General features: G+C 65.2%; 19 protein-coding genes and 1 tRNA gene. 6 read left to right on the forward strand and 14 right to left on the reverse strand.

Going from position 1 to position 18,795, the window contains the following annotated elements:
- Nucleotides 1–62: 62 nt before the first annotated feature.
- Entirely contained in the window at nucleotides 63–764 is a 702-nt protein-coding gene (locus I6F12_RS13780) for an SDR family oxidoreductase (RefSeq protein ID WP_225140827.1), read from the reverse strand.
- A gap of 34 nt (nucleotides 765–798) precedes the next feature.
- On the opposite strand from I6F12_RS13780, the gene I6F12_RS13785 reads away from it, so the two are divergent.
- Genes I6F12_RS13785 through I6F12_RS13795 form a run of 3 tightly spaced genes read left to right on the forward strand, consistent with a single transcriptional unit; the run spans nucleotide 799 to nucleotide 3,903 of the window.
- Nucleotides 799–1,002, forward strand: coding sequence for a hypothetical protein (locus I6F12_RS13785; protein WP_035997131.1), 204 nt, complete (start codon nucleotides 799–801; stop codon nucleotides 1,000–1,002).
- On the forward strand, nucleotides 986–2,770 hold the full coding sequence (locus I6F12_RS13790; RefSeq protein ID WP_225156622.1) for an acyl-CoA dehydrogenase family protein: 1,785 nt from the start codon (nucleotides 986–988) through the stop codon (nucleotides 2,768–2,770). The genes I6F12_RS13785 and I6F12_RS13790 overlap by 17 nt, the downstream gene beginning before the upstream one ends.
- A 44-nt stretch (nucleotides 2,771–2,814) precedes the next feature.
- Nucleotides 2,815–3,903, forward strand: a complete 1,089-nt coding sequence (locus I6F12_RS13795) for a Zn-dependent alcohol dehydrogenase (RefSeq protein WP_035997137.1) — start codon at nucleotides 2,815–2,817, stop codon at nucleotides 3,901–3,903.
- A 144-nt stretch (nucleotides 3,904–4,047) separates the two neighbouring features.
- On the opposite strand, the gene I6F12_RS13800 is transcribed toward I6F12_RS13795, so the two are convergent.
- The 6 genes from I6F12_RS13800 to I6F12_RS13825 all read right to left on the reverse strand — a co-directional run bounded on the left by I6F12_RS13800 (nucleotide 4,048) and on the right by I6F12_RS13825 (nucleotide 10,339).
- Entirely contained in the window at nucleotides 4,048–5,520 is a 1,473-nt protein-coding gene (locus tag I6F12_RS13800; protein ID WP_225156624.1) for an amidase, read from the reverse strand.
- A gap of 93 nt (nucleotides 5,521–5,613) precedes the next feature.
- Complete coding sequence (locus I6F12_RS13805; protein WP_275969576.1) at nucleotides 5,614–6,762, reverse strand: alpha/beta hydrolase; 1,149 nt, start codon at nucleotides 6,760–6,762, stop codon at nucleotides 5,614–5,616.
- A 174-nt stretch (nucleotides 6,763–6,936) separates the two neighbouring features.
- Nucleotides 6,937–7,803, reverse strand: coding sequence for an MBL fold metallo-hydrolase (locus I6F12_RS13810; RefSeq protein WP_225156626.1), 867 nt, complete (start codon nucleotides 7,801–7,803; stop codon nucleotides 6,937–6,939).
- Between the two features lie 15 nt (nucleotides 7,804–7,818).
- Nucleotides 7,819–8,430: a glutathione S-transferase family protein gene (locus tag I6F12_RS13815; protein WP_036020960.1), complete on the reverse strand. Its 612-nt coding sequence runs from the start codon at nucleotides 8,428–8,430 to the stop codon at nucleotides 7,819–7,821.
- Between the two features lie 133 nt (nucleotides 8,431–8,563).
- Nucleotides 8,564–9,406, reverse strand: a complete 843-nt coding sequence (locus I6F12_RS13820) for a fumarylacetoacetate hydrolase family protein (RefSeq protein WP_035997147.1) — start codon at nucleotides 9,404–9,406, stop codon at nucleotides 8,564–8,566.
- A gap of 84 nt (nucleotides 9,407–9,490) precedes the next feature.
- Complete coding sequence (locus tag I6F12_RS13825; protein WP_225156628.1) at nucleotides 9,491–10,339, reverse strand: MBL fold metallo-hydrolase; 849 nt, start codon at nucleotides 10,337–10,339, stop codon at nucleotides 9,491–9,493.
- Nucleotides 10,340–10,464: 125 nt separating this feature from the next.
- Between I6F12_RS13825 and I6F12_RS13830 the strand changes: the two genes are divergently transcribed.
- Complete coding sequence (locus tag I6F12_RS13830) at nucleotides 10,465–10,941, forward strand: DUF3775 domain-containing protein (protein ID WP_035997316.1); 477 nt, start codon at nucleotides 10,465–10,467, stop codon at nucleotides 10,939–10,941.
- A 160-nt stretch (nucleotides 10,942–11,101) separates the two neighbouring features.
- On the opposite strand, the gene I6F12_RS13835 is transcribed toward I6F12_RS13830, so the two are convergent.
- Together I6F12_RS13835 and I6F12_RS13840 are read right to left on the reverse strand one after the other, a co-directional pair.
- Nucleotides 11,102–11,884, reverse strand: a complete 783-nt coding sequence (locus I6F12_RS13835) for an SDR family oxidoreductase (protein ID WP_035997153.1) — start codon at nucleotides 11,882–11,884, stop codon at nucleotides 11,102–11,104.
- Nucleotides 11,885–12,023: 139 nt separating this feature from the next.
- Nucleotides 12,024–12,536, reverse strand: coding sequence for a CvpA family protein (locus I6F12_RS13840; RefSeq protein WP_035997319.1), 513 nt, complete (start codon nucleotides 12,534–12,536; stop codon nucleotides 12,024–12,026).
- A 121-nt stretch (nucleotides 12,537–12,657) separates the two neighbouring features.
- Between I6F12_RS13840 and I6F12_RS13845 the strand changes: the two genes are divergently transcribed.
- Nucleotides 12,658–13,419, forward strand: a complete 762-nt coding sequence (locus I6F12_RS13845) for an SDR family oxidoreductase (RefSeq protein ID WP_057028324.1) — start codon at nucleotides 12,658–12,660, stop codon at nucleotides 13,417–13,419.
- Nucleotides 13,420–13,624: 205 nt separating this feature from the next.
- Here the strand turns inward: I6F12_RS13845 and I6F12_RS13850 are convergent, their stop codons facing one another.
- A complete protein-coding gene (locus I6F12_RS13850) occupies nucleotides 13,625–15,217 on the reverse strand; it encodes a choline dehydrogenase (RefSeq protein ID WP_225156629.1) in 1,593 nt (530 codons plus the stop codon).
- Nucleotides 15,218–15,602: 385 nt separating this feature from the next.
- Between I6F12_RS13850 and I6F12_RS13855 the strand changes: the two genes are divergently transcribed.
- Nucleotides 15,603–15,679, forward strand: a tRNA-Met gene (locus I6F12_RS13855).
- 78 nt (nucleotides 15,680–15,757) lie between these two features.
- Here I6F12_RS13855 and I6F12_RS13860 read toward each other — a convergent pair.
- From I6F12_RS13860 to I6F12_RS13875, 4 genes are read right to left on the reverse strand one after another with little or no spacing between them, the layout of a single operon-like run.
- Nucleotides 15,758–16,525 (reverse strand): ABC transporter permease, encoded by a 768-nt coding sequence (locus I6F12_RS13860; RefSeq protein ID WP_109142296.1) that lies wholly within the window; start codon nucleotides 16,523–16,525, stop codon nucleotides 15,758–15,760.
- Nucleotides 16,522–17,286, reverse strand: a complete 765-nt coding sequence (locus I6F12_RS13865) for an ABC transporter permease subunit (protein ID WP_225156632.1) — start codon at nucleotides 17,284–17,286, stop codon at nucleotides 16,522–16,524. Before I6F12_RS13865 ends, I6F12_RS13860 begins: the two co-directional genes overlap by 4 nt.
- Nucleotides 17,283–18,089, reverse strand: a complete 807-nt coding sequence (locus I6F12_RS13870) for an ABC transporter ATP-binding protein (RefSeq protein ID WP_036020982.1) — start codon at nucleotides 18,087–18,089, stop codon at nucleotides 17,283–17,285. Before I6F12_RS13870 ends, I6F12_RS13865 begins: the two co-directional genes overlap by 4 nt.
- Complete coding sequence (locus tag I6F12_RS13875; RefSeq protein WP_225126625.1) at nucleotides 18,086–18,790, reverse strand: FCD domain-containing protein; 705 nt, start codon at nucleotides 18,788–18,790, stop codon at nucleotides 18,086–18,088. The genes I6F12_RS13870 and I6F12_RS13875 overlap by 4 nt, the downstream gene beginning before the upstream one ends.
- Nucleotides 18,791–18,795 lie beyond the last annotated feature (5 nt).

The raw sequence follows: 18,795 nt of genomic DNA on the forward strand, positions 1-18,795 counted from the left end.
ACAGTCTGGATTGCTTCGTCGCTTCGCTCCTCGCAATGACGGGTATTGTTGTCAGCTTGCCCTCAAAACCTCTCCACCCAGGGCCGCAGCTCCAGCTCCCAGCTCCAGGCGCTGCGCGGCTGCTGCAGCACGTTCCAATAGCTCTGTGCGATTGCGTCGGGATCGAGCATCGAGTCCGGCTTGTCCGCCGGATCCGTCCGCGCGGCGCTCCTGATGCCGCCGTCGATGACGAAATGCGCGACATGGATGCCCTGCGGCGAGAGTTCGCGCGCCATGCTCTGGGCAAGGCCCCGCAGCGCGAACTTGCCCATGGCGAAGGGAGCGGACTGCGCATAGCCCTTGACGCTGGCGGAGGCGCCGGTGAACAGGATCGCGCCGTGCTGGTTCGGCAGCATGCGCTTGGCGGCCTGCTGCGCCACCAGGAAGCCGCCATAGGCGCTGACCGCAATCGCCTGCGCGACGTCGGCCGGCACGAGATCGACGAACGGCCCGCGCGTGCGGCCGGAGGCGTTGTAGACGACGAGGTCGGGCGTGCCGATCTCGCGCTCGACCAGACCGAACAGCCGCTCCACCTCGTCGGGCTCGGTGGCGTTGCAGGCATAGGCCTTGGCCCCGGTCTCGGTGCAGAGCGCGCCAAGCTTCTCGATCTTGCGTGCGGCGAGCGCGATGCGGATGCCCTGCGCCGCTAGCAGGCGCGCCAGCGATGCGCTGAGGCCTTCGCCGGCACCGACGATGAGGGCGATCTTGTACTTCGGGTGTTCCATGGCGTGATCTCTCGGAGGTAGGAGCCGCTGATCTATGCATGGTCCGCGCAGACAACCAGCCGGCGCGATCACAATTCCGCAGGGCGAGTTGCTCCCTCGCGGCGATCATGCCGCCCTGACATTTTGCGGCTTTATCGCTGTCCGCGACTGGAGCATGATCGACATCATCCAAAGCGGCAAGCGCAAAGAATTGCCGTCGGACGGAAACGAAGAGGACGATCATGCCCGGACCGGTTAAAGCGCAGCCAAAAGATATCGCGGCCGCACCCTCCGGCCTGCTGGCGCCCGATACGTCGGGCATGAATTTCTACCGCGCCGATCCCGCGCTCACGGACCTGCTCCGCATCCATCTGCCGGAGAATCTGTTCCGACACATCGAGCCGCATCTCGACCGGCTCGGTGAGCTCGCCGGCGGCCATCTCGACGAATGCGCGCGGCTCGCCGACCGGCACACGCCCATCCTGCACCAGCGCGACAAGTTCGGCCGCGACGTGCAATGGATCGAATATCATCCGGCCTATCGCGAGCTGGAGAACGCTGCATTCGGCGAGTTCGGCATCCACGCGCTCTCCATCCGCAAGGGTGTCATGGGCTGGCCGGACAAATACCCTGTTGTCGCCAAGCACGCCTTCACCTTCCTGTTCAACCAGACCGAATTCGGCATGGGCTGCCCGATCAACGTCACCGATGGCTGCGCCAAGCTCTTGGCGAATTTCGGCAGCGAGGCGCTCAAGGCGAAATATCTTGATGGCCTGACCTCGACCGACATGAGCAAGCTGACCCAAGGCGGCCAGTTCATGACCGAGAAGGAGGGCGGCTCCGACGTCGGCACGCTGACCACGCGCGCCGTGCAGGACGGCGACCATTGGCGCCTCTATGGCGAGAAATGGTTCTGCTCGAATGCCGACGCGAAAGTCGTGATGTTGCTGGCGCGCCCGGAAGGCGCCGGCCCCGGCACGCGCGGCGTCGGCCTGTTCCTGATGCCGCGTTTCCTCGACGACGGTTCGCAGAACCATTACCGGATCGTGCGCCTCAAGGACAAGCTCGGCACCCGCTCGATGGCCTCGGGCGAGATCAAGCTCGAAGGCGCGATCGCCTATGCCGTCGGCAAGCTCGACCGCGGCTTCGTGCAGATGGCCGAGATGGTGAACTCCTCGCGGCTCTCCAACGGCGTCAAGTCCACCGCGCTGATGCGCCGCGCTTATCATGACGCGATGACGGTGGCGACCAACCGCGTGGTGTTCGGCCAGCGCATTATCGATCTGCCGCTGGGGCGGCGACAAATGCTGAAGATCATGCTGCCGGTGGAGCAGGGCCTGTCGATGAGCTTCCTCACTGCTGATGCCCTCGACCGTGCCGAGGCCGGCAGCCAGGATGCCGCGGCGCTGCTGCGCATTCTCACGCCGACGCTGAAGTTCCGCGCCACGCGCGATGCGCGCAAGGTTTGCGGCGATGCGCTCGAGATGCGCGGCGGCATCGGCTATATCGAGGAATTCGCCACCGCCCGCCTGTTGCGCGATGCGCATCTCGGCTCGGTCTGGGAAGGCACCGGTAACATCGTCGCGATCGATGCGCTGCGGCGGGCAGTCGGCCGCCACGGCGCGGAATCCGCGCTCGCAGCCGATCTGCACGCCCGGCTCGGCGACAGCGCCTCGGTGCCGCAGGCTTGGCGCGATCATCTGCGTGGCCTCACCGACCGCGCCGTCGGCTTCGCACGCGAAGTTGCGGCCAAGTCCGAGAACGAAGCCGATGCGCGCCGCGCTACCAGCGCGCTCTATCACGTCGCCAGCGCAGTCGCGCTCGCCTGGGAAGCACACCGCATTTACGAGATGCGCGGCGATGCACGCCGGCTGCTGCTGTCGCGCCTCGTGACCGACCACCGCGTGGCGCCGAACGATCCGTTCCGGCTGACGGAAAATGCCGCGCAGGCGAAGATGGCCGAACTGCTGCTCGGCGATCGCGCAGCCGGCATGAGCGAGGTTGGCGAACTGGTTCTGGCGGCGTAGGCTGCGCGCTGCGATCAAACAAAAAGCGCGATAGGGAGTGTTCGATGAAGGCCGCCGTCCTCTATGAAGTCAACCAGCCGCTCGTCATCGAGGACATCAGCCTGCCGAAGCCGGGACCGCGCGAGGTGCTGATCCGCACCGCCGTCGCCGGCCTCTGCCACTCCGACCTGCATTTCATGGAAGGGCTCTATCCGCATCCGCTGCCGGCAGTGCTCGGACACGAATCCGCCGGCGTGGTCGAGCAGGTCGGCTCCGATGTCACCTATGTGAAGCCCGGCGACCATGTCGTCACATGTCTCTCCGTCTTCTGCGGCACCTGCGACAATTGCACGACCGGCCGCACCGTGCTCTGCACCGACGCGACGGTGAAGATGCTGCCGGGCGTCTCCAACCGGATGCAATGGTCGAAGCCGGAGAAGCTGCACCAGTTCCTCAATCTCTCCTCCTTCGCCGAGCAGATGCTGGTGCACGAGAATGCCATTGTGAAGATCCGCAAGGACATGCCGCTCGATCTCGCCGCGCTGATCGGCTGCGGTGTCATCACCGGCTATGGCGCGGTGGTGAACACGGCGAAGGTGACGGCCGGCGAGACCGTGGCGGTGATCGGCTGCGGCGGCGTCGGCATGGCCGCGATCAACGGCGCGCAGATCGCCGGCGCCGGCCGTATCATCGCCATCGATACCAATCCCGCAAAACTCCAGCTCGCGACCAAGCTTGGCGCGACCGACATCATCAACCCGGCCGACGGCGATGTCGTGAAGCAGGTCCGCGACCTCACCAATGGCGGCGTGCATCATTCCTTCGAGGTGCTCGGCCGCAAGGAGACGGCCGAGCAGGCTTTTGCGATGCTCGCCTCCGGCGGCACCGCCACCATCGTCGGCATGATCCCGTTTGGGCAGAAGATCGAGCTGCACGGCTTCGACTTTCTGCGCGAGCGCAAGATCCAGGGCTCCTCGATGGGCTCGAACCACTTTCGGGTCGACATGCCGCGCCTAGTCGACTTCTATTTGCGCGGCCGGCTGCATCTGGAAGACTGGATCTCGGCCAAGCTGAAGCTCTCCGAGATCAACGAGGGTTTTGCCAACATGAAGGCAGGCAAGACGCTGCGCAGCGTGATCGTGTTCGATAGCTAGCGGCCGTTACGGTGTCATCGCCCGGTCAAGCCGGGCATGACAGTTCGTAGCCCGGATGGAGCGAAGCGCAATCCGGGATCTTTGTCGCGGATCGGCTGTCCCGGATTTCGCTTCGCTCCATCCGGGCTACAGGACTTCGAAGCATCAATCATCGAACATCTTCGGCGGCACGAAGCCGCCGAACTCGCGCTCGATCAGCTCGGCGAGCTTGAGCGGCGTCCTGTCCTCGAGGAAGGGACCGACGATCTGCACACCGACAGGCAGACCGTGTTTCGACAGGCCGAGCGGAACGGCCGTTGCCGGCAGGCCCGGAAGCGTTGCGATGCCCGGCCAGGCGAGCTGGTCGGAATAGGGGTAATCCTTGCCGTCGATGCTGATCGTTCGCAGGCGTTGTTCCGGCGAATGATCGTGCGGAAAGGCCGGCGTCGGCATGATCGGGCAGATCACCGCGTCGAAGCTCTTGAACAACGCCCGCCATTGCGCGCGGAGCACGGCGCGGGTCCCTGCGTCGAGGACCCAGGCGCGGTGGCTCGCGGTGATGCCGCGCAGTCGCTCCGCGCCGAGGCTGCGATCTTCCGGCGAGAGCTGGCTCGCCCGCGCCTGCGCATCCGCCAACTCGTCGGGAGGTAGGAACGCGCCGAGGAAACCCAGCAGCATGCGCATGTAAAGCCGGGACGTCTCCGCGAAGTCCGGGAGCAGCGCGCTCTCGCGTGCGACGGTGACGCCGGCCTTCGCAAGATCGATTGCGAGCTTGTCGATTGCGCTGCGGACATCCCGGTCGCTCGGCAGCAGAGGATGGCTGTCGATCACCAGGATACGAAAATCCCGCAGCGACTGATGCCGCGCAGCCGGCAAATCGAGCTTGTAGGCGATACCGATGTCGAGAGGATCGGGTCCCGCCATGACGTCGAGCAGCAAGGACAGATCCGCCGCCGTGCGCGCCATCGGCCCGATGACGGCGAGGTCGCCCTCGCGCGGAATGGCTGGAAACGGCGGCGGGGTCTCGCCGCGCGCCGCGCAGAGATTAAGGGTCGGCTTGTGCGCGAACACGCCGCAATGAAATGCCGGCACACGCAGGGAGCCGCCGATGTCCGAGCCGGTGGCGAGCGCGCAATAGCCTGCGGCGAGGGCTGCCGCCGATCCCCCGGACGAACCGCCCGGCGTGCGGCCGAGATCGTAGGGGTTGTTGGTGGTGCCGTAGATGTCGTTGTAGCTCTGCCAGTCGCCGAGGCCGACCGGCACGTTGGTCTTGCCGAGGATCACGCCGCCGGCCTGCTTGATGCGGGTCACCGCCAGCGCGTCTTCCACGGGCTTGAAGCCCTTCTGCGGCACGAATCCCCAGGTCGTCGGCAGGCCTGCGATGTTGAAGGATTCCTTGATCGTCGTGGGCAGGCCGAGCAGCGGCTTGTGCTCGCCGCGCGCCAGCGCCGCATCCGCCTCGCGCGCCGCAACGAGCGCGCGATCGAAATCGCGCACGCACACCGCGTTGATCCTGCCGTCGTGCCGTTCGATACGCGCGATCGCGTCCTGCGTCAGCTCGACCGCCGAGACCTTCTTCGCGCGCAACGCGGCCGACAATTCGACCGCACTCCTGAAACTCCATTCCGATCCGGCCACGGCGCTTCTCCCGCTCTGATTGCTCGAAGATGATGCGCAGTCTGGCCGAATCTCGCAACGGCTGTTTGATGGAGATTGTGGTTCCCGGTCAAATCAGGCCACGCCCGCCTTGGCGAGGAAGTCGAGCAGCAACCTGCTCACCGCGGCAGGCTGCTCCTGCTGGACCCAATGGCCGGCGCCGTCGACGAGATGGCAGCCGAGCATCTTCGTGCACGCGCTGCGCTGCATCGTCTCGAAAGCGCCGGCCCGTTGATAGGTGCCCCAATCCTGCTTGCCCGAGATGAAGCAGGAGGGCACGTCGATGCTGCGGCCAGCAAACAATTGCATCTCGTCGTTGAGCGTGCCCGACGTGCCGTAGCGGTACCATTGCAGCCCGCCCTGAAATCCGGTGCGGCTGTATTCGGCGCTGTAATAGGTAAGGTCGCTGTCCGGCAGCCATTGGTTCGCGGCGATCGCGGCCGGCGAGGGCATCTCCTTCGCGACCGTCTCGGCCATGGTCTCGTGCAAGTTCATCACGTAATAGGTCGGCAGCTTCGCCAGCTCCTGCGCCGACCATGCCTGCAGCGGATAGGGCTTGTTGTCGGTCCAGTCCGCGCTCTTGTGATGATAATAGGCGCGCAGGAAATCATGCACGCCTTGCGGTGCATGCTGCATGTCGGCATTGGCTTCGCGTGTCGAATAATACCATTGATAGTGCTTGCGTGGCCGCGGCAGCGCGGCGAGCTCACGATGCACCGGGTCTTCCACCGCGGGCTTTGCCGGATTGTCGACCGTGCCGAACGGCAGCGGCGGCGGTCCGCCGAATGGCGCGCTCATCATCGTCACCGAACGAAACACGTCGGGCCGGATCAAGGCGCACCAGGCTGCGACCGGGCTGCCAAAATCATGTCCGACCACATCGACCTGCCTGTAGCCGAATGCCGACACCAGGGCGAGCGCATCGCGCACGAGATTGAGAAGCGAGAACGGCGCGAGAGGGCCGTCGTAGTCCGCGCTCCATCCCGTGGTGCGCCCGTAGCCGCGCTGGTCCGGTGCGATCACGTGGTAGCCGGCCGCGCCCAGCGTCGGCATCACCTTGCGCCAGGAGAAGGCGAGCTCGGGAAAGCCGTGTAGCAGCAGGATGCAGGGCCGTCCCTTGGTCTCGAAACCGGCCTCCAGCACATGCATCCGCAAGCCGTTGATGCCGTCGACGGTGCGCGAGCGGATGCCGGCGGGCAGGGGAATGTCGGGGAGCGCGGTCATGGTATTCTCCACACGGGCAGTATCGTAGGGTGGGTTAGCCCCGGGGATTGCGCGAAGCGCAAGCCGCGCGGCGTAACCCACGTCTTTATTCTCCGCGGAGGCAGAAGTGGTGGGTTACGCTCGGCGTCTGCGCTTCGCGCAGCCGCAGAGCTAACCCACCCTACGACAGCCAGACTAAACCGCCACACATTCGAACGCGTTGCCCTTGCGCCTGATCTTCCCGACCGACGGCGAGGGGAAATGCGCGGTGCAGCACAGCGTGTCGGTGTCGCAATAGCGTTCCAGGAAGCTGCGGCGCGTTTTCGCGGCTTCGGCCGGATCGACGTCGAACTTGATCGACAGCTCCGGATAGAGCGTCTGCAGCGGTGAGTGGATGAGATCGCCCGAGAACACCGCATCGTCCTTGCCGCGGCCCATCGTGATGGCGATATGGCCCGGCGTATGGCCAGGTGTCGGCAGGATGCGGACGTGGTCGCCGATCTCGTGGTCGTTGCCGACGAGCTCGTGCCTGTTGGCCTCGACCACCGGCAACACGCTGTCGACGAAGGGCGGGATCTCCGTCTTCTCGTTCTGCGCGGACCAGTGATCGAATTCCTGCTTGGCGAACAAATAGCGCGCCTTGGGGAAGGTCGGCACCCAGCGGCCGTTTTCCAGCCGCGTGTTCCAGCCGACATGGTCGACATGCAGATGCGTGCACATCACGAAGTCGATGTCGTCGACCGAAAACCCCGCCGCGCCGAGACCGCGCAAATAGGTGTCGTCGGTCTTCATGTTCCATTTCGGCCGCGGCCGCGGCTTGTCGTTGCCGATGCAGCTGTCGACCAGGATGGTGTGGTGCGGCGTCTTCACCACGTAGGACTGGAAGCACAGCAGCAGCACGTCCTCATCGTCCAGTGCCTTCGCCTCGCGCATCCAAGCCCGGTTCTCGGCCAGCACCTCGGCCGTCAGCCCCGGCAGCATCTCAAGCGCCGGGACGAACGAGGTCTCCTGCTCGATGACGCGATGGATGGTGAGATCGCCGACCGAGAATCTGAGGCTCATGAGAACTCCCGAGACTTATGCCGCTGGCGGCACCGAGATCTTGACGGAGGGCCGCTCCAGCATCTTCTGGTGGAATGCGTCGAGCTTCGGAAAGGCCTTACGCCAGCCGCAATCGGCGAAGCGGAAGTCGGCATAGCCGAGCACGCAAACGAGGCCGATCTGCGAGATGTCGAACGGGCCGTTCAGCACGTCAGGCATGTTCTCGAAGCGCGCCATGCCGGTCCAGGCCCTGTTCCAGTGGTCGTCCGACCAGGCCTGCCATTGCAGGCCCTGCGGCCGCACCATCTTCTCGTAGCGGCACAGCAGCATGGAATCGAGCATGCCGTTGATCAGCGAGTGATTGGTCTTGGCTTTCCAGCGCCGCGGGCCGTAATCCGGGATCAGGCTGCCGCCGGCGATCTCGTTGAGATATTCGACGATGACATAGGAATCCAGGATCACGTCGCCGTCATTGGTGATCAGCACCGGCAGCTTCTTCAGCGGCGTGATCTTCGAATAATCCTCGTTGGCGGTGCCCGGCGTGACGCTCGCGGGCACGAGCTCGATCTTGTCGATCAGCCCGAGCTCGATCGCAGCAATGCGCACCTTGCGGGCAAAGGGCGAGGCGGGGGAGAAGGTGAGCTTCATGGAGAGTATCCCACAAATGAACGTTTTGTTTCGTCATTGCGAGGAGCGAAGCGACGAAGCAATCCAGAGTGTTGCCGCGGAGGGATTCTGGATTGCTTCGCTTCGCTCGCAATGACGGCGAGAGGGCGGAGGCTCACGCCGCCACGATCTCCTGGCGCTGCTCGCCGAGGCCTTCGATGCCGAGCGTGACGACGTCGCCAACATTGAGGAAGGTCGGCGGCTTCATGCCGAGGCCAACGCCGGGCGGGGTGCCCGTGGTGATGACGTCGCCGGGCAGGAGCGTCATGAACTGCGAGACGTAGGAGATGCACTTCGCCATTGAGAAGATCATGGTCTTGGTCGAGCCGGTCTGTCGGCGCTGGCCGTTGACGTCGAGCCACATCGACAGGTTCTGCACGTCCTTGATCTCGTCCTTGGTGGCGAGCCACGGCCCGAGCGGGCCGAACGTGTCGTGCGACTTGCCCTTGGTCCATTGGCCCAGGCGCTCGATCTGGAAAGCGCGCTCGGAGACGTCGTTGCAGACGCAATAGCCGGCGACGTGGTTCAGCGCGTCGGCTTCCGAGACGTATTTGGCGCGGGTGCCGATGATGGCGGCGATCTCGACCTCCCAGTCGAGCTTGGTCGAGCCGCGCGGCTTCTCGACGGGATCATTCGGGCCCGACAGCGAGGTATTGGCCTTCATGAAGATGATCGGCTCGCTCGGGATCTCGGCGCCGGTCTCCTTGGCATGGTCGGAATAGTTGAGGCCGATCGCGACGAATTTCGAGATACCGGTGACGGGGGCGCCGAACCGGGGCTTGCCGGAGACGGCGGGCAGCGAGGCGGGATCGAGCGCGGCCAGCTTCTTCAGGGATTCAGGCGAATAGGCCTCGCCGGTGAGGTCCTTCAGATGCGCCGACAGGTCGCGCAACTGGCCGGATCTGTCGATCAGGCCGGGCTTTTCCGCACCCTTCTCGCCATAACGAACAAGCTTCATTCTCGTTTCTCCCTGGGAATGGACCGATCGGTTAACTGCTTCATGGAACAGGGCGGCGGGAAATTCAACCGCCCAAAACGGGCATCACCCCAGCGCCACGAACCTGAATGCGTCGCCGTCTCGCTTGATATGTCCGGCGGAATAATGACCGCCGATCACCAGTGTGGGTGTGTCGGCAAAGCGCGAGAACACCGCGTGCCGGCTTGCCGCCGAACGCGCGGGATCGGTATCCACGGTCGAGCACCAGTCGAGATGGGCCATCTGGCAGGGATGATGGGCAACGTCGCCGGTCAGAAGCGCCTGCTCGCCATCGGACTCGATCAGGACGCTCATGTGCCCCGGGCTGTGACCGGGGGTTGGGATCATTTCGATCTCCTCGCAAAGCCGATGGTCACTCGGAACCAGATCGGCCTGGCCGGCATCGACCACTGGCTTCACGGAGTCGTTGAACACCGCGACCTTGTCCGGCTCGGCCGTGTAATCACGCCAATGCTCATATTCGGTCCTGCCGAAAAGATAGCGCGCCTTCGGGAAGGTCGGCACCCATCGGCCGTCAACCAGCCGCGTATTCCAGCCGACGTGGTCGACGTGAAGATGCGTGCACAGCACGGTGTCGATGCTGTCAGGCGGAAACCCCGCCGCGGTCATGGTCTCCAAGAACGGCGTGCTGCGGTTGTTCCAGGTGGGGACGCCGCGGCCCTGCTTGCCGTTGCCAAGGCCGGTGTCCACCACGATCCGGCGCGTCGGCGTCTCCACCACCAGCGAGTGGATCGACATTTTCAGCCGGCCTTCGTCGGTGGCGAAATGCGGGATCAGCCAGGGCAGCTTCTGGATCTCGTCATGGGTGGCTGCCGGCAGGATGAAGCGGGTCGAGCCGACCGTCTCCATTTCGACGAATTTCGTGATCCTGACCTTGCCGACCTTCCACTGCATCCGCCGCCTCCCATTTTCTTGCTCTTGCGCTGGAACATGCACGTTTTCTGCCATCGGGCGCAATGGATCATCTGAGGTGATGTGGCGTTATCGCGGGGAACTGGATGCTAGCCGAAGAGGACGCCATGCCAGAGCTTGCGATTTCCGCGGAAAAGGTCGCCTTTATCATCGAGAAGGCGCGCGAATTCGACGTCAAGGAGGGGGCTTCTGATCCGGACTCCGGCTCGAACGCGGCCGACGACGATATGATGGACGTCCTCGACGACGATGGCTCCGATCCTGTCGTCCAGGAGCTCGGAAGCTTCATGATCGCCCTGAACGAGGACGAGCAGCTCGATCTCGTCGCGCTGACCTGGCTCGGACGCGGCGATGGCACGATCGATGACTGGGACGATCTGCGCGCCCGCGCGTCGGAGGCGCGCCGTGAATATGGCAGCCCACGCCGCGAAACGGTGCACTATCTGCTCGGCGAGCCCATGCTGGGCGATCTGCTCGCGAACGGGCTCGACGAATTCGGCATCGACTGGACCGATGAGCGCACCACGGCCGATTCCTCCGCTCCGAGCCAGCAGGATGAGGACGAGCCGACCAAGCAGCGGTGATGATTTTACCTCGCCCCGCGTGCGGGGAGAGGTCGGCGCGAAGCGCCGGGTGAGGGGGAGTCTCCGCGAGTCCGACTGTCACCGTGCTTTGCGGAGAGAGCCCCTCACCCCAACCCTCTCCCCGTAGGAACGGGGCGAGGGAGTACATCTGCAAACGCGACTACAGCGTCCCCGGGAACGCGCCACCATCCAGCAGAATGTTCTGTCCGGTGATGAAGCCGGCCTTGGCGCCGCACAGGAAGGCGCAGGCATAGCCGAATTCGTCGGGCTGACCGAAGCGCCCCGCGGGGTTGAGCTTGGCGCGCTCGGCCAGGATCTGCTGCGGTGTGACACCGCGCTTGTCGGCTTCGCCCTTCGCGGTGCTGGTCAGGCGATCGGTCTCGAACGGGCCCGGCAGAAGGCCGTTGATGGTGACGTTGTTGATGACGGTCTTGCGCGACAGGCCGGCGATGAAGCCGGTGAGGCCGGCGCGGGCTCCGTTGGAGAGGCCGAGGATATCGATCGGCGCCTTCACCGCGGCCGAGGTGATGTTGACGATGCGGCCGAACTTGCGCGCCATCATGCCGTCGACGGTCGCCTTGATCAGCTCGATCGGGGTCAGCATGTTGGCGTCGATCGCCTTGATCCAGTCGTCGCGGGTCCAGTTGCGGAAATCGCCGGGCGGCGGGCCGCCGGCATTGTTGATCAGGATGTCGGGCTCGGGGCAGGCCTTCAGCACCGCCTCGCGGCCCGCCGGCGTCGTGATGTCGCCGACGATCTCGGTGACCGTCACGTCGGGATAGGCCTTGCGGATCTCGTCGGCGGTCTTCTTCAGCGCATCAGCGCCGCGCGCGGTCAGCGTGACGTCAACGCCGGCCTCCGCCAGCGAGAAGGCGCAGGCGCGCCCGAGGCCCTTGCTGGATGCACAGACGATGGCGCGGCGACCTTTGATCCCAAGATCCACTGTTTCACTCCCGTAAATGTCAGGCAGGTTTTGGACGGCGGCTACATTAGCCAACTGTGATGCCGCTGATAAGGGATCGGCCCGCACCAAAATGCATGGCGTGCGCTGCGGCGATGCAAATGCGCGGGCATGATCTGGACTAGATCCGCCGCTCCTGCTTGAGGCGGTCGATTGCGGCGGCAGCCTCCGGCGGCAGCGACTTGAAGCCCATCTGGCCCGCGGTCGAGAACAGCGGCCGCAGATGCGAGCCGGCGAGGAAGGGCGGCTGGCGGTTCGTCGGCACGATCTGATCAAACACCAGCACCAAGGTAGTGGCGACGAGGCCGACCCTGACGGCGCCGAGCGCCGCGCCGCCGAGCCGGTCGCCGATGCCGGCCTCGCCGATCGTGTCGTTCAGCGCGATGCGGCCGATATGGCCGAACAGCATGCCGACGACCACGAAGATGGCGAAGAACCAGATCCAGTTCTGCAGCAGCGGCGAGTTCGGATTGCCGGCGATCTGCGGTGCGATCAGCGGCATCAGCGCCACCGCGATCGGGGCGGCGAGCAGATAAGCGAGGATGGTCATGGCGCTGCGTAGCAGCCCGGTCCTGAACCCCAAGCCGACCGCGACTGCCAGCGCGGCATAGACGGCGAGATCGAAACTGTTCATGCGCGAAAGCCCTGCCTCGACGGAACGAATGAACGCCGAGCCGATCATTCCGGTTTCAGATCGCTAAAATCGTCTGTATTGGTGGCTCCAAAGCTTAAAGGAACCGTCCAAGGAACGCGTCATGTCAGACCTATTCGACGTCAGTAAAGAAACCATCCTCGTCACGGGTGCGAGCCAGGGGCTCGGCCGGCAATTTGCCCGGGTGCTGGCGGCGCATGGTGCGGCCGTGGCGCTCGCCGCGCGGCAGGCCGACAAATTGAAGGGCCTGGAAGAGGAGATTCGCGGCAAGGGCGGCCGCGCCGCGGCGGTCGCGCTCGACGTCACCGACACCGCCTCGATCGCCAGGGCGGTCGATGCCGCCGAGGCCGCGCTCGGCCCCGTCACCGTGCTGATCAACAATGCCGGCATCGCCATCGAGAAGCTCGCGACCGAGCAGACCGAGGCGGATTGGGACGCCGTGATCGGTGCCAATCTCAAAGGCGCCTATTTCCTCGCAACCGAAGTGGCGCGGCGCATGATCGCGCGCAAGCAGCCGGGCAACATCGTCAACATCGCCTCCGTGCTCGGCACCGGCGTCTTGAAGGCGCTCTCGCCTTACGCGATCTCCAAGGCCGGCATCATCCAGGCGACGAGAGCGATGGCGCTCGAGCTCGCGGGCCAGAACATCCGCATCAACGCGCTGGCGCCCGGCTATATCGACACCGAGATGAACCACGCCTTCTGGTCGACGCCGGCAGGCGAGCGCCTCGCCAAGCGCATCCCGCAACGCCGCGTCGGCGCCGAGTCCGATCTCGACGGCGCGATCCTGCTGCTGGCGTCGAATGCGTCGCGCTACATGACGGGCAGCGTGGTGACCGTGGACGGCGGGTTCTTGCTGAGTTGAACGTGTCTTCGCCTCTTCCCGCGTGCGGAGAGGCCGGAATTTGCGAAAGCAAATTCCGGGTGAGGGCGAGCCTCCGCGATTCGAGACGGCGAGTACACGCGTCGCTCTATCCGCGTCGTCATTGCGAGCGTAGCGAAGCAATCCAGAATCCCACCGCGGAAAGACTCTGGATTGCTTCGCTGCGCTCGCAATGACAGAAAACGACTTAGCGCATCTCTCCACGGATCATATCCGCCGCCTTCTCGCCGATCATGATGGTCGGCGCATTGGTGTTGCCGCCGACCAGCGTCGGCATGATCGAGGCGTCGACGACGCGCAATCCTCCGATGCCATGCACCTTCAACGCCGGATCGACCACGGCCATCGCGTCGGTGCCCATCTTACAGGTGCCGACGGGGTGATAGACGGTGTCGACACGCGCGCGCAGAATGGCGCGGATGTCCTCGTCCGTCTTCACGTCGGATGTGAACATGTCCTTCTTCTGCAGCGCCCGCATCGCAGGTGTCTCCATCAGTCGCCGCGTCGTCTTGAAGCCGGCGACCATCGCCTCGAGATCCTCCGCCTCGCCCAAGAAGTTCGGGTCGATCATCGGCGCTGCGAGCGGATCGGCGCTCTTCAGCCCAATACTGCCGCGGCTCTTCGGCCTGAGCAGACAGAAATGGCATGAGAAGCCCGCCTCCTTGTGCTTCTTGCGGCCGTGATCGTCGAGCATCGCGATGACGAAGTGGAGCTGGATATCCGGCACGTCGAGATCAGGCCGGGTTTTCAGGAAGCCGCCGCACTCGGCGAAATTGGTGGTCATCACGCCGCGCCGCTCGCGGCGATATCGCTGGATACCGCGCAGCAGGGATGGCAACCGACTGATCGAGGCGTGAACGAAGTGCGGATAGTCGGAGGCGTAGACGAACACGAAGTCCGGATGGTCCTGCAGATTGCGCCCGATGCCCGGCAGGTGATGCACGACGTCGATGCCGTGGGCGGCAAGCGCATCGCCATCGCCAATGCCCGACAGCATCAATAGCTGCGGCGACTGGAAGGCGCCGGCGGCGAGGATCACCTCGCGGCGGGCGCGCAGCTGCCTTGTCTGCCCGCCCTGCACATATTCGATGCCGACGGCGCGCCCTGCTTCGAACAGGATCTTCGTTGCCTGCGCTCCCGTCTCGACCCGCAGATTCGGCCGCTTGCCGAGATGAGGAGCCACATAAGCCCGCGCCGCGCTCCAGCGCTCGCCGCCCCGCTGGGTCACCTGGTAGCTGCCGAGCCCTTCATGGTCCTCGGCATTGAAGTCCTCGCGGATCCGGAACTGCGCCTCGCGTGCGGCCTGATGGAAGACGTCATGGATCGGATTGTCCGAGCGCAGCCGGTTGACATGCAGCGGTCCGCCCTTGCCGTGATACTCGCCGTCGAAATCGGCGTTGTCTTCCGAGCGCTTGAAGTAGGGCAGCACGTCCGCATACGACCAGCCGGAATTGCCGAGCGCGGCCCAATGGTCGTAATCCCATTTGTGGCCGCGGATATAGACCATGGCGTTGATCGCCGAGGACCCACCGAGGCCCTTGCCGCGCGGCTGATAGCCGATGCGGCCGTTCAAGCCCTTCTGCGGCACCGTATCGAAGGCCCAATTGGCCGCGGCATAGGGCAACGCGAGCCCGAATGGCGTCGTGATCCGCCAGGTGTCGTTCCGTCCCCCCGCATCGAGCAGCGCGACGGATGTCCCTGGATCCTCCGACAGCCGCCCCGCAATGGTGCAGCCGCCCGAGCCCGCGCCCACGACGACGAAATCGAATGTGTCGGTCAATGTTGTTTCCCCCGTTTACCGTCATTCTGGGGCGCGCGAAGCGCGAACCCGGAATCTCGAGGTTCGCTTCGCCTCCCGGAACGGCACCCCGGCGTTTTCGGCCTTAATCTTGTTGCCGCAGGCTGGCCGTTTGTGGAACTTCTGGCAAGAGCGCGCGGAACGGCGCGGAAACTCGTCCATTCCCCTGTCACAAAGTCGAAAAAAACGTTCCCGCAGCCCTTTCCAAAGGCAGCCCGCCTTGATACATACCCCCCGCACCCGACGGGCGTTGCCCAGGGGTCGCCTTCCAAGGAAGCCTTTGGGACGGAAGTGGAAAGCCAGCGCGACCAGCGCCGGCCTCAACCGACCGTCCCCAGGATTTAACCGAAGGCGCGCAAAGGTTTAACGCGGGGTGGAGCAGCCCGGTAGCTCGTCAGGCTCATAACCTGAAGGTCATAGGTTCAAATCCTATCCCCGCAACCAAATTCGGATTGACCGGATCCGAGACGACAACGGCCCGCTTGATGCGGGCCGTTTTTGTTTGGCGATGGGATCGCCGCGCTACCTCGCCGCGGTCTGCCAGGCGAGTAGCCGCTGCTCGACCAGTGACATCGCAATCGACGTCAAATATCCGGTCGCGCCGAGCAGGATGACGCCGGCGAAGAGGTCGGCGGACCGGAACGCGCGTGCCGAGAGCAGCACCCAGTGACCAAGGCCGTCGAGGCCGGCCAGGATCTCGCAGACCACCGAGAGGATCAGCGCGACGGTCAGGCTGAGCCGCATGCCCGCGAGGATATCCGGCAATGCCGAGGGCAGGGCGATCTTGGCGATGATTGCGGTGCGCGACATCTGCAGCGAGCGGGCGACCTCATAGAGCCGCGGCTCGACTGCGGCAAAGCCGTGAATGGTTGCGAGCATGATCGGCCAGATCGCGCCGAAGGCGATCACGAACAAGGCCATGCCTTGCGTCAGCCCGAGCATCGCGATCGCGACCGGGATGATCGCCGAGACCGGCAGGGGCCGCAAAAATTCCAGCGACGGCGCGACATAGGCGCGCATCATCCGGGACGAACCGATCAGCGCGCCAAGCGCAATGCCGGCGATCGAGGCGGCGAACCAGCCATAGGCCATGTGCTCCAGCGTGCCGATGAGCTTGCCCGCGAGATCGCCGCTGGAAAAGCCGCGCACCAAAGCGGCCCAGGCGCGGTCCGGACCGGGCAGGAACACCGGCGACACTAGCTTCAGATTGGCGACGAGTTGCCACGCCGCGATGAAGCCGGCTGCGACGAGGGCGCTTGCGACACGCCAGAGGATCGCGGTGCGCTTCATGGATTGTCTCCGGCGAGCGCGGCGCGGCCGAACAGACGGCGCTGGGCGGCGATCAACAGCATGTTCAGCGCGTAGCCGATCGCGCCGATCCAGACGAGATAGGCGAGCATCAGGTCGGCGCGCAGGGCCTGCTGTGCCAGCATGATGCCGGCACCCAAGCCGATCGGGTTGATGGCGATCTCGACGGTGACCGCGACGATCAGGGCGATCCCGGCCGACAGGCGGAAGGCGACAAAGATCCGCGGCAGTGCGGCCGGGATCACGATCTTCGCGATCCGTTGCGGCGCGCTCAGCCGCAAGGCCCGCGACACTTCCATCAATCGCGGCTCGATGCTGCGCACTGCGCTGCGCGTCATGATCAGCATCGGCCAGACGCAGGCGAACGCCACGATCACGATCTCCATGCGATAGCCAAAGCCGAGCGCGATCAACGCAATCGGCAGCAGCGCAATTGAGGGAATCGGGCGGATCGCCTCGACCGTCACCTCCATTAGCCGATCGAGAGGACGCGAAATGCCGAAGGCGATGCCGAGCGCAAGCCCGATGGCGCTGCCGATGGCCAGACCCGCAAAGGCGGCGAACAGCGTGTCGCGGGTCGCGACCGGGATCGAGAGATCGGCGAGCGCCGTGGCCAGCGCCGCGAGGATTGCGCTCGGCGGCGCCAGGCTGTCGCTTTGCAGATGGGTGAGGCGCGCCCAGAGCTCAAACGCCAGCACCAGCGCCAGCGGCAGCAGCAAGGGCTTGGTGCCATCGAGGCTCAATGCTCGGTCGCCTTGATGAAGTCGAACAATTGCCGGCGCAGCCGCAGGAATTCCGGATGCTCGCGGGTGGCGAGCTGGTCGCGCGGACGCGGCAGGTCGACGTCGAGCTCGATCCCGATCCGGCCCGGATGCGGCAAGAGGCCGATGACGCGGTCGCCGAGATAGATCGCCTCGTCGAGATCGTGGGTCACGAAGATCACGGTGGTCTCGCTCGCCTGCGTCAGCGACAGGACCTCGTCCTGCAAGCCCTGCCGCGTCATCGCATCCAGCGCGCCGAACGGCTCGTCCATCAGCAGGGTGGTCGGCTCCTGCGCAAGGCAGCGCGCGATCTGCAGGCGCTGCTGCATGCCCCCGGACATCTCGGTCGGATATTTGTCGGCATGACCGGGCAGTCCGACCTTCCGCAGCAGCGCCTCGATGCGTGCGCCGCGTTCGCGCGCCGGCACGCGCGAGGCTTCCAGCGCCAGCGAGATGTTTCCGGCCGCGGTCCGCCACGGCAACAGCGCCTTGCCGTAATCCTGGAACACGATCGCGACCTCACGCCGCGGCTCGGTGATCTCTTCGCCCTCAAACGTCACCGCGCCGCTCGTGGGGCGATAGAGACCTGCGGCGAGCCGCAGCGCCGTGGTCTTGCCGCAGCCGGAGGCGCCGACGATGCAGAGGAATTCGCCCGGCCGCACCTGAAGATCGAGATTCTCGATGATGGTCTTGCCGCCGAGCCGCAGCGTCGCGGCATTGAACGCGATCAGCGGTTTCTGCCGCCGCGCGGCGCGCGCCTCAATGAGCCTTGCAACGACGCTCATGATTGCTCCCCGCTCACCTGCGGATAGACGAAATCGATGGTCGAGTGCAGATGCGCCGCCAGCATTTTTTGCGCGGCGGCCACGTCGCGGGCGAGCACGAGGTCGGCGAGCATCTGGTGACTGCGGATGAATCTCTCGCCGCTGTCGATGGCGCCCATCATCACGCGGCGGTAGCGGTAGGCCTGGTCGTAGAGGTCGGAGTGGGCGGCCAGCATGCGCCGCGAGCCGCAGGCGGCGAGCAGCGCGGTGTGGAAGCCCTTGTGCAGCCGGTCGAACTCCGCCGCGCCCTCGCGGAATTCGTCGCCGGTGCGCTCGATGTGTCGGCGCATCTGATGCAGCGCGCTGATGATGCCGGCCTCCCAGGCAGCATCGCCGTGGAGGATGGCGAGCTTGACCGCCTCGATCTCGACCGCCGTCCGCATGCAGGTGATGTCGGCGAGATCCTCGCGGCTGACCTCGGCGACGCGGAAGCCGCGCTGGCCGATGCCGACGATGAGGCCGCGCGACATCAACCGCGAAAGGCCTTCGCGCAGGGGCGTGGCGCCGATATCGTAACGTTGCACGAGGTCGAGGATGCCCAGCCGCGATCCCGGTGCGAGATCTCCCGCCAGGATGTCCTGCTCGATGAGGTTTGCGGCACGCTCGCTCAAGGTGCCGGCTTCCGTCGGCAGGCGTTCGAGAGTGCGCTCGGGAGCTGGCATCGTCG

Source organism: Bradyrhizobium sp. IC4059 (genome assembly GCF_020193615.1).
Classification (GTDB): domain Bacteria; phylum Pseudomonadota; class Alphaproteobacteria; order Rhizobiales; family Xanthobacteraceae; genus Bradyrhizobium; species Bradyrhizobium yuanmingense.

Coding starts and splice junctions, on each gene's coding strand:
- I6F12_RS13810 (WP_225156626.1), bottom strand. CDS start 7,803: ATGAGCCTCAGATTCTCGGTCGGCGATCTCACCATCCATCGCGTCATC.
- I6F12_RS13805 (WP_275969576.1), bottom strand. CDS start 6,762: ATGACCGCGCTCCCCGACATTCCCCTGCCCGCCGGCATCCGCTCGCGC.
- I6F12_RS13790 (WP_225156622.1), top strand. CDS start 986: ATGCCCGGACCGGTTAAAGCGCAGCCAAAAGATATCGCGGCCGCACCC.
- I6F12_RS13830 (WP_035997316.1), top strand. CDS start 10,465: ATGCCAGAGCTTGCGATTTCCGCGGAAAAGGTCGCCTTTATCATCGAG.
- I6F12_RS13860 (WP_109142296.1), bottom strand. CDS start 16,525: ATGAAGCGCACCGCGATCCTCTGGCGTGTCGCAAGCGCCCTCGTCGCA.
- I6F12_RS13785 (WP_035997131.1), top strand. CDS start 799: ATGCATGGTCCGCGCAGACAACCAGCCGGCGCGATCACAATTCCGCAG.
- I6F12_RS13840 (WP_035997319.1), bottom strand. CDS start 12,536: ATGAACAGTTTCGATCTCGCCGTCTATGCCGCGCTGGCAGTCGCGGTC.
- I6F12_RS13870 (WP_036020982.1), bottom strand. CDS start 18,089: ATGAGCGTCGTTGCAAGGCTCATTGAGGCGCGCGCCGCGCGGCGGCAG.
- I6F12_RS13795 (WP_035997137.1), top strand. CDS start 2,815: ATGAAGGCCGCCGTCCTCTATGAAGTCAACCAGCCGCTCGTCATCGAG.
- I6F12_RS13780 (WP_225140827.1), bottom strand. CDS start 764: ATGGAACACCCGAAGTACAAGATCGCCCTCATCGTCGGTGCCGGCGAA.
- I6F12_RS13815 (WP_036020960.1), bottom strand. CDS start 8,430: ATGAAGCTCACCTTCTCCCCCGCCTCGCCCTTTGCCCGCAAGGTGCGC.
- I6F12_RS13845 (WP_057028324.1), top strand. CDS start 12,658: ATGTCAGACCTATTCGACGTCAGTAAAGAAACCATCCTCGTCACGGGT.
- I6F12_RS13820 (WP_035997147.1), bottom strand. CDS start 9,406: ATGAAGCTTGTTCGTTATGGCGAGAAGGGTGCGGAAAAGCCCGGCCTG.
- I6F12_RS13875 (WP_225126625.1), bottom strand. CDS start 18,790: ATGCCAGCTCCCGAGCGCACTCTCGAACGCCTGCCGACGGAAGCCGGC.
- I6F12_RS13825 (WP_225156628.1), bottom strand. CDS start 10,339: ATGCAGTGGAAGGTCGGCAAGGTCAGGATCACGAAATTCGTCGAAATG.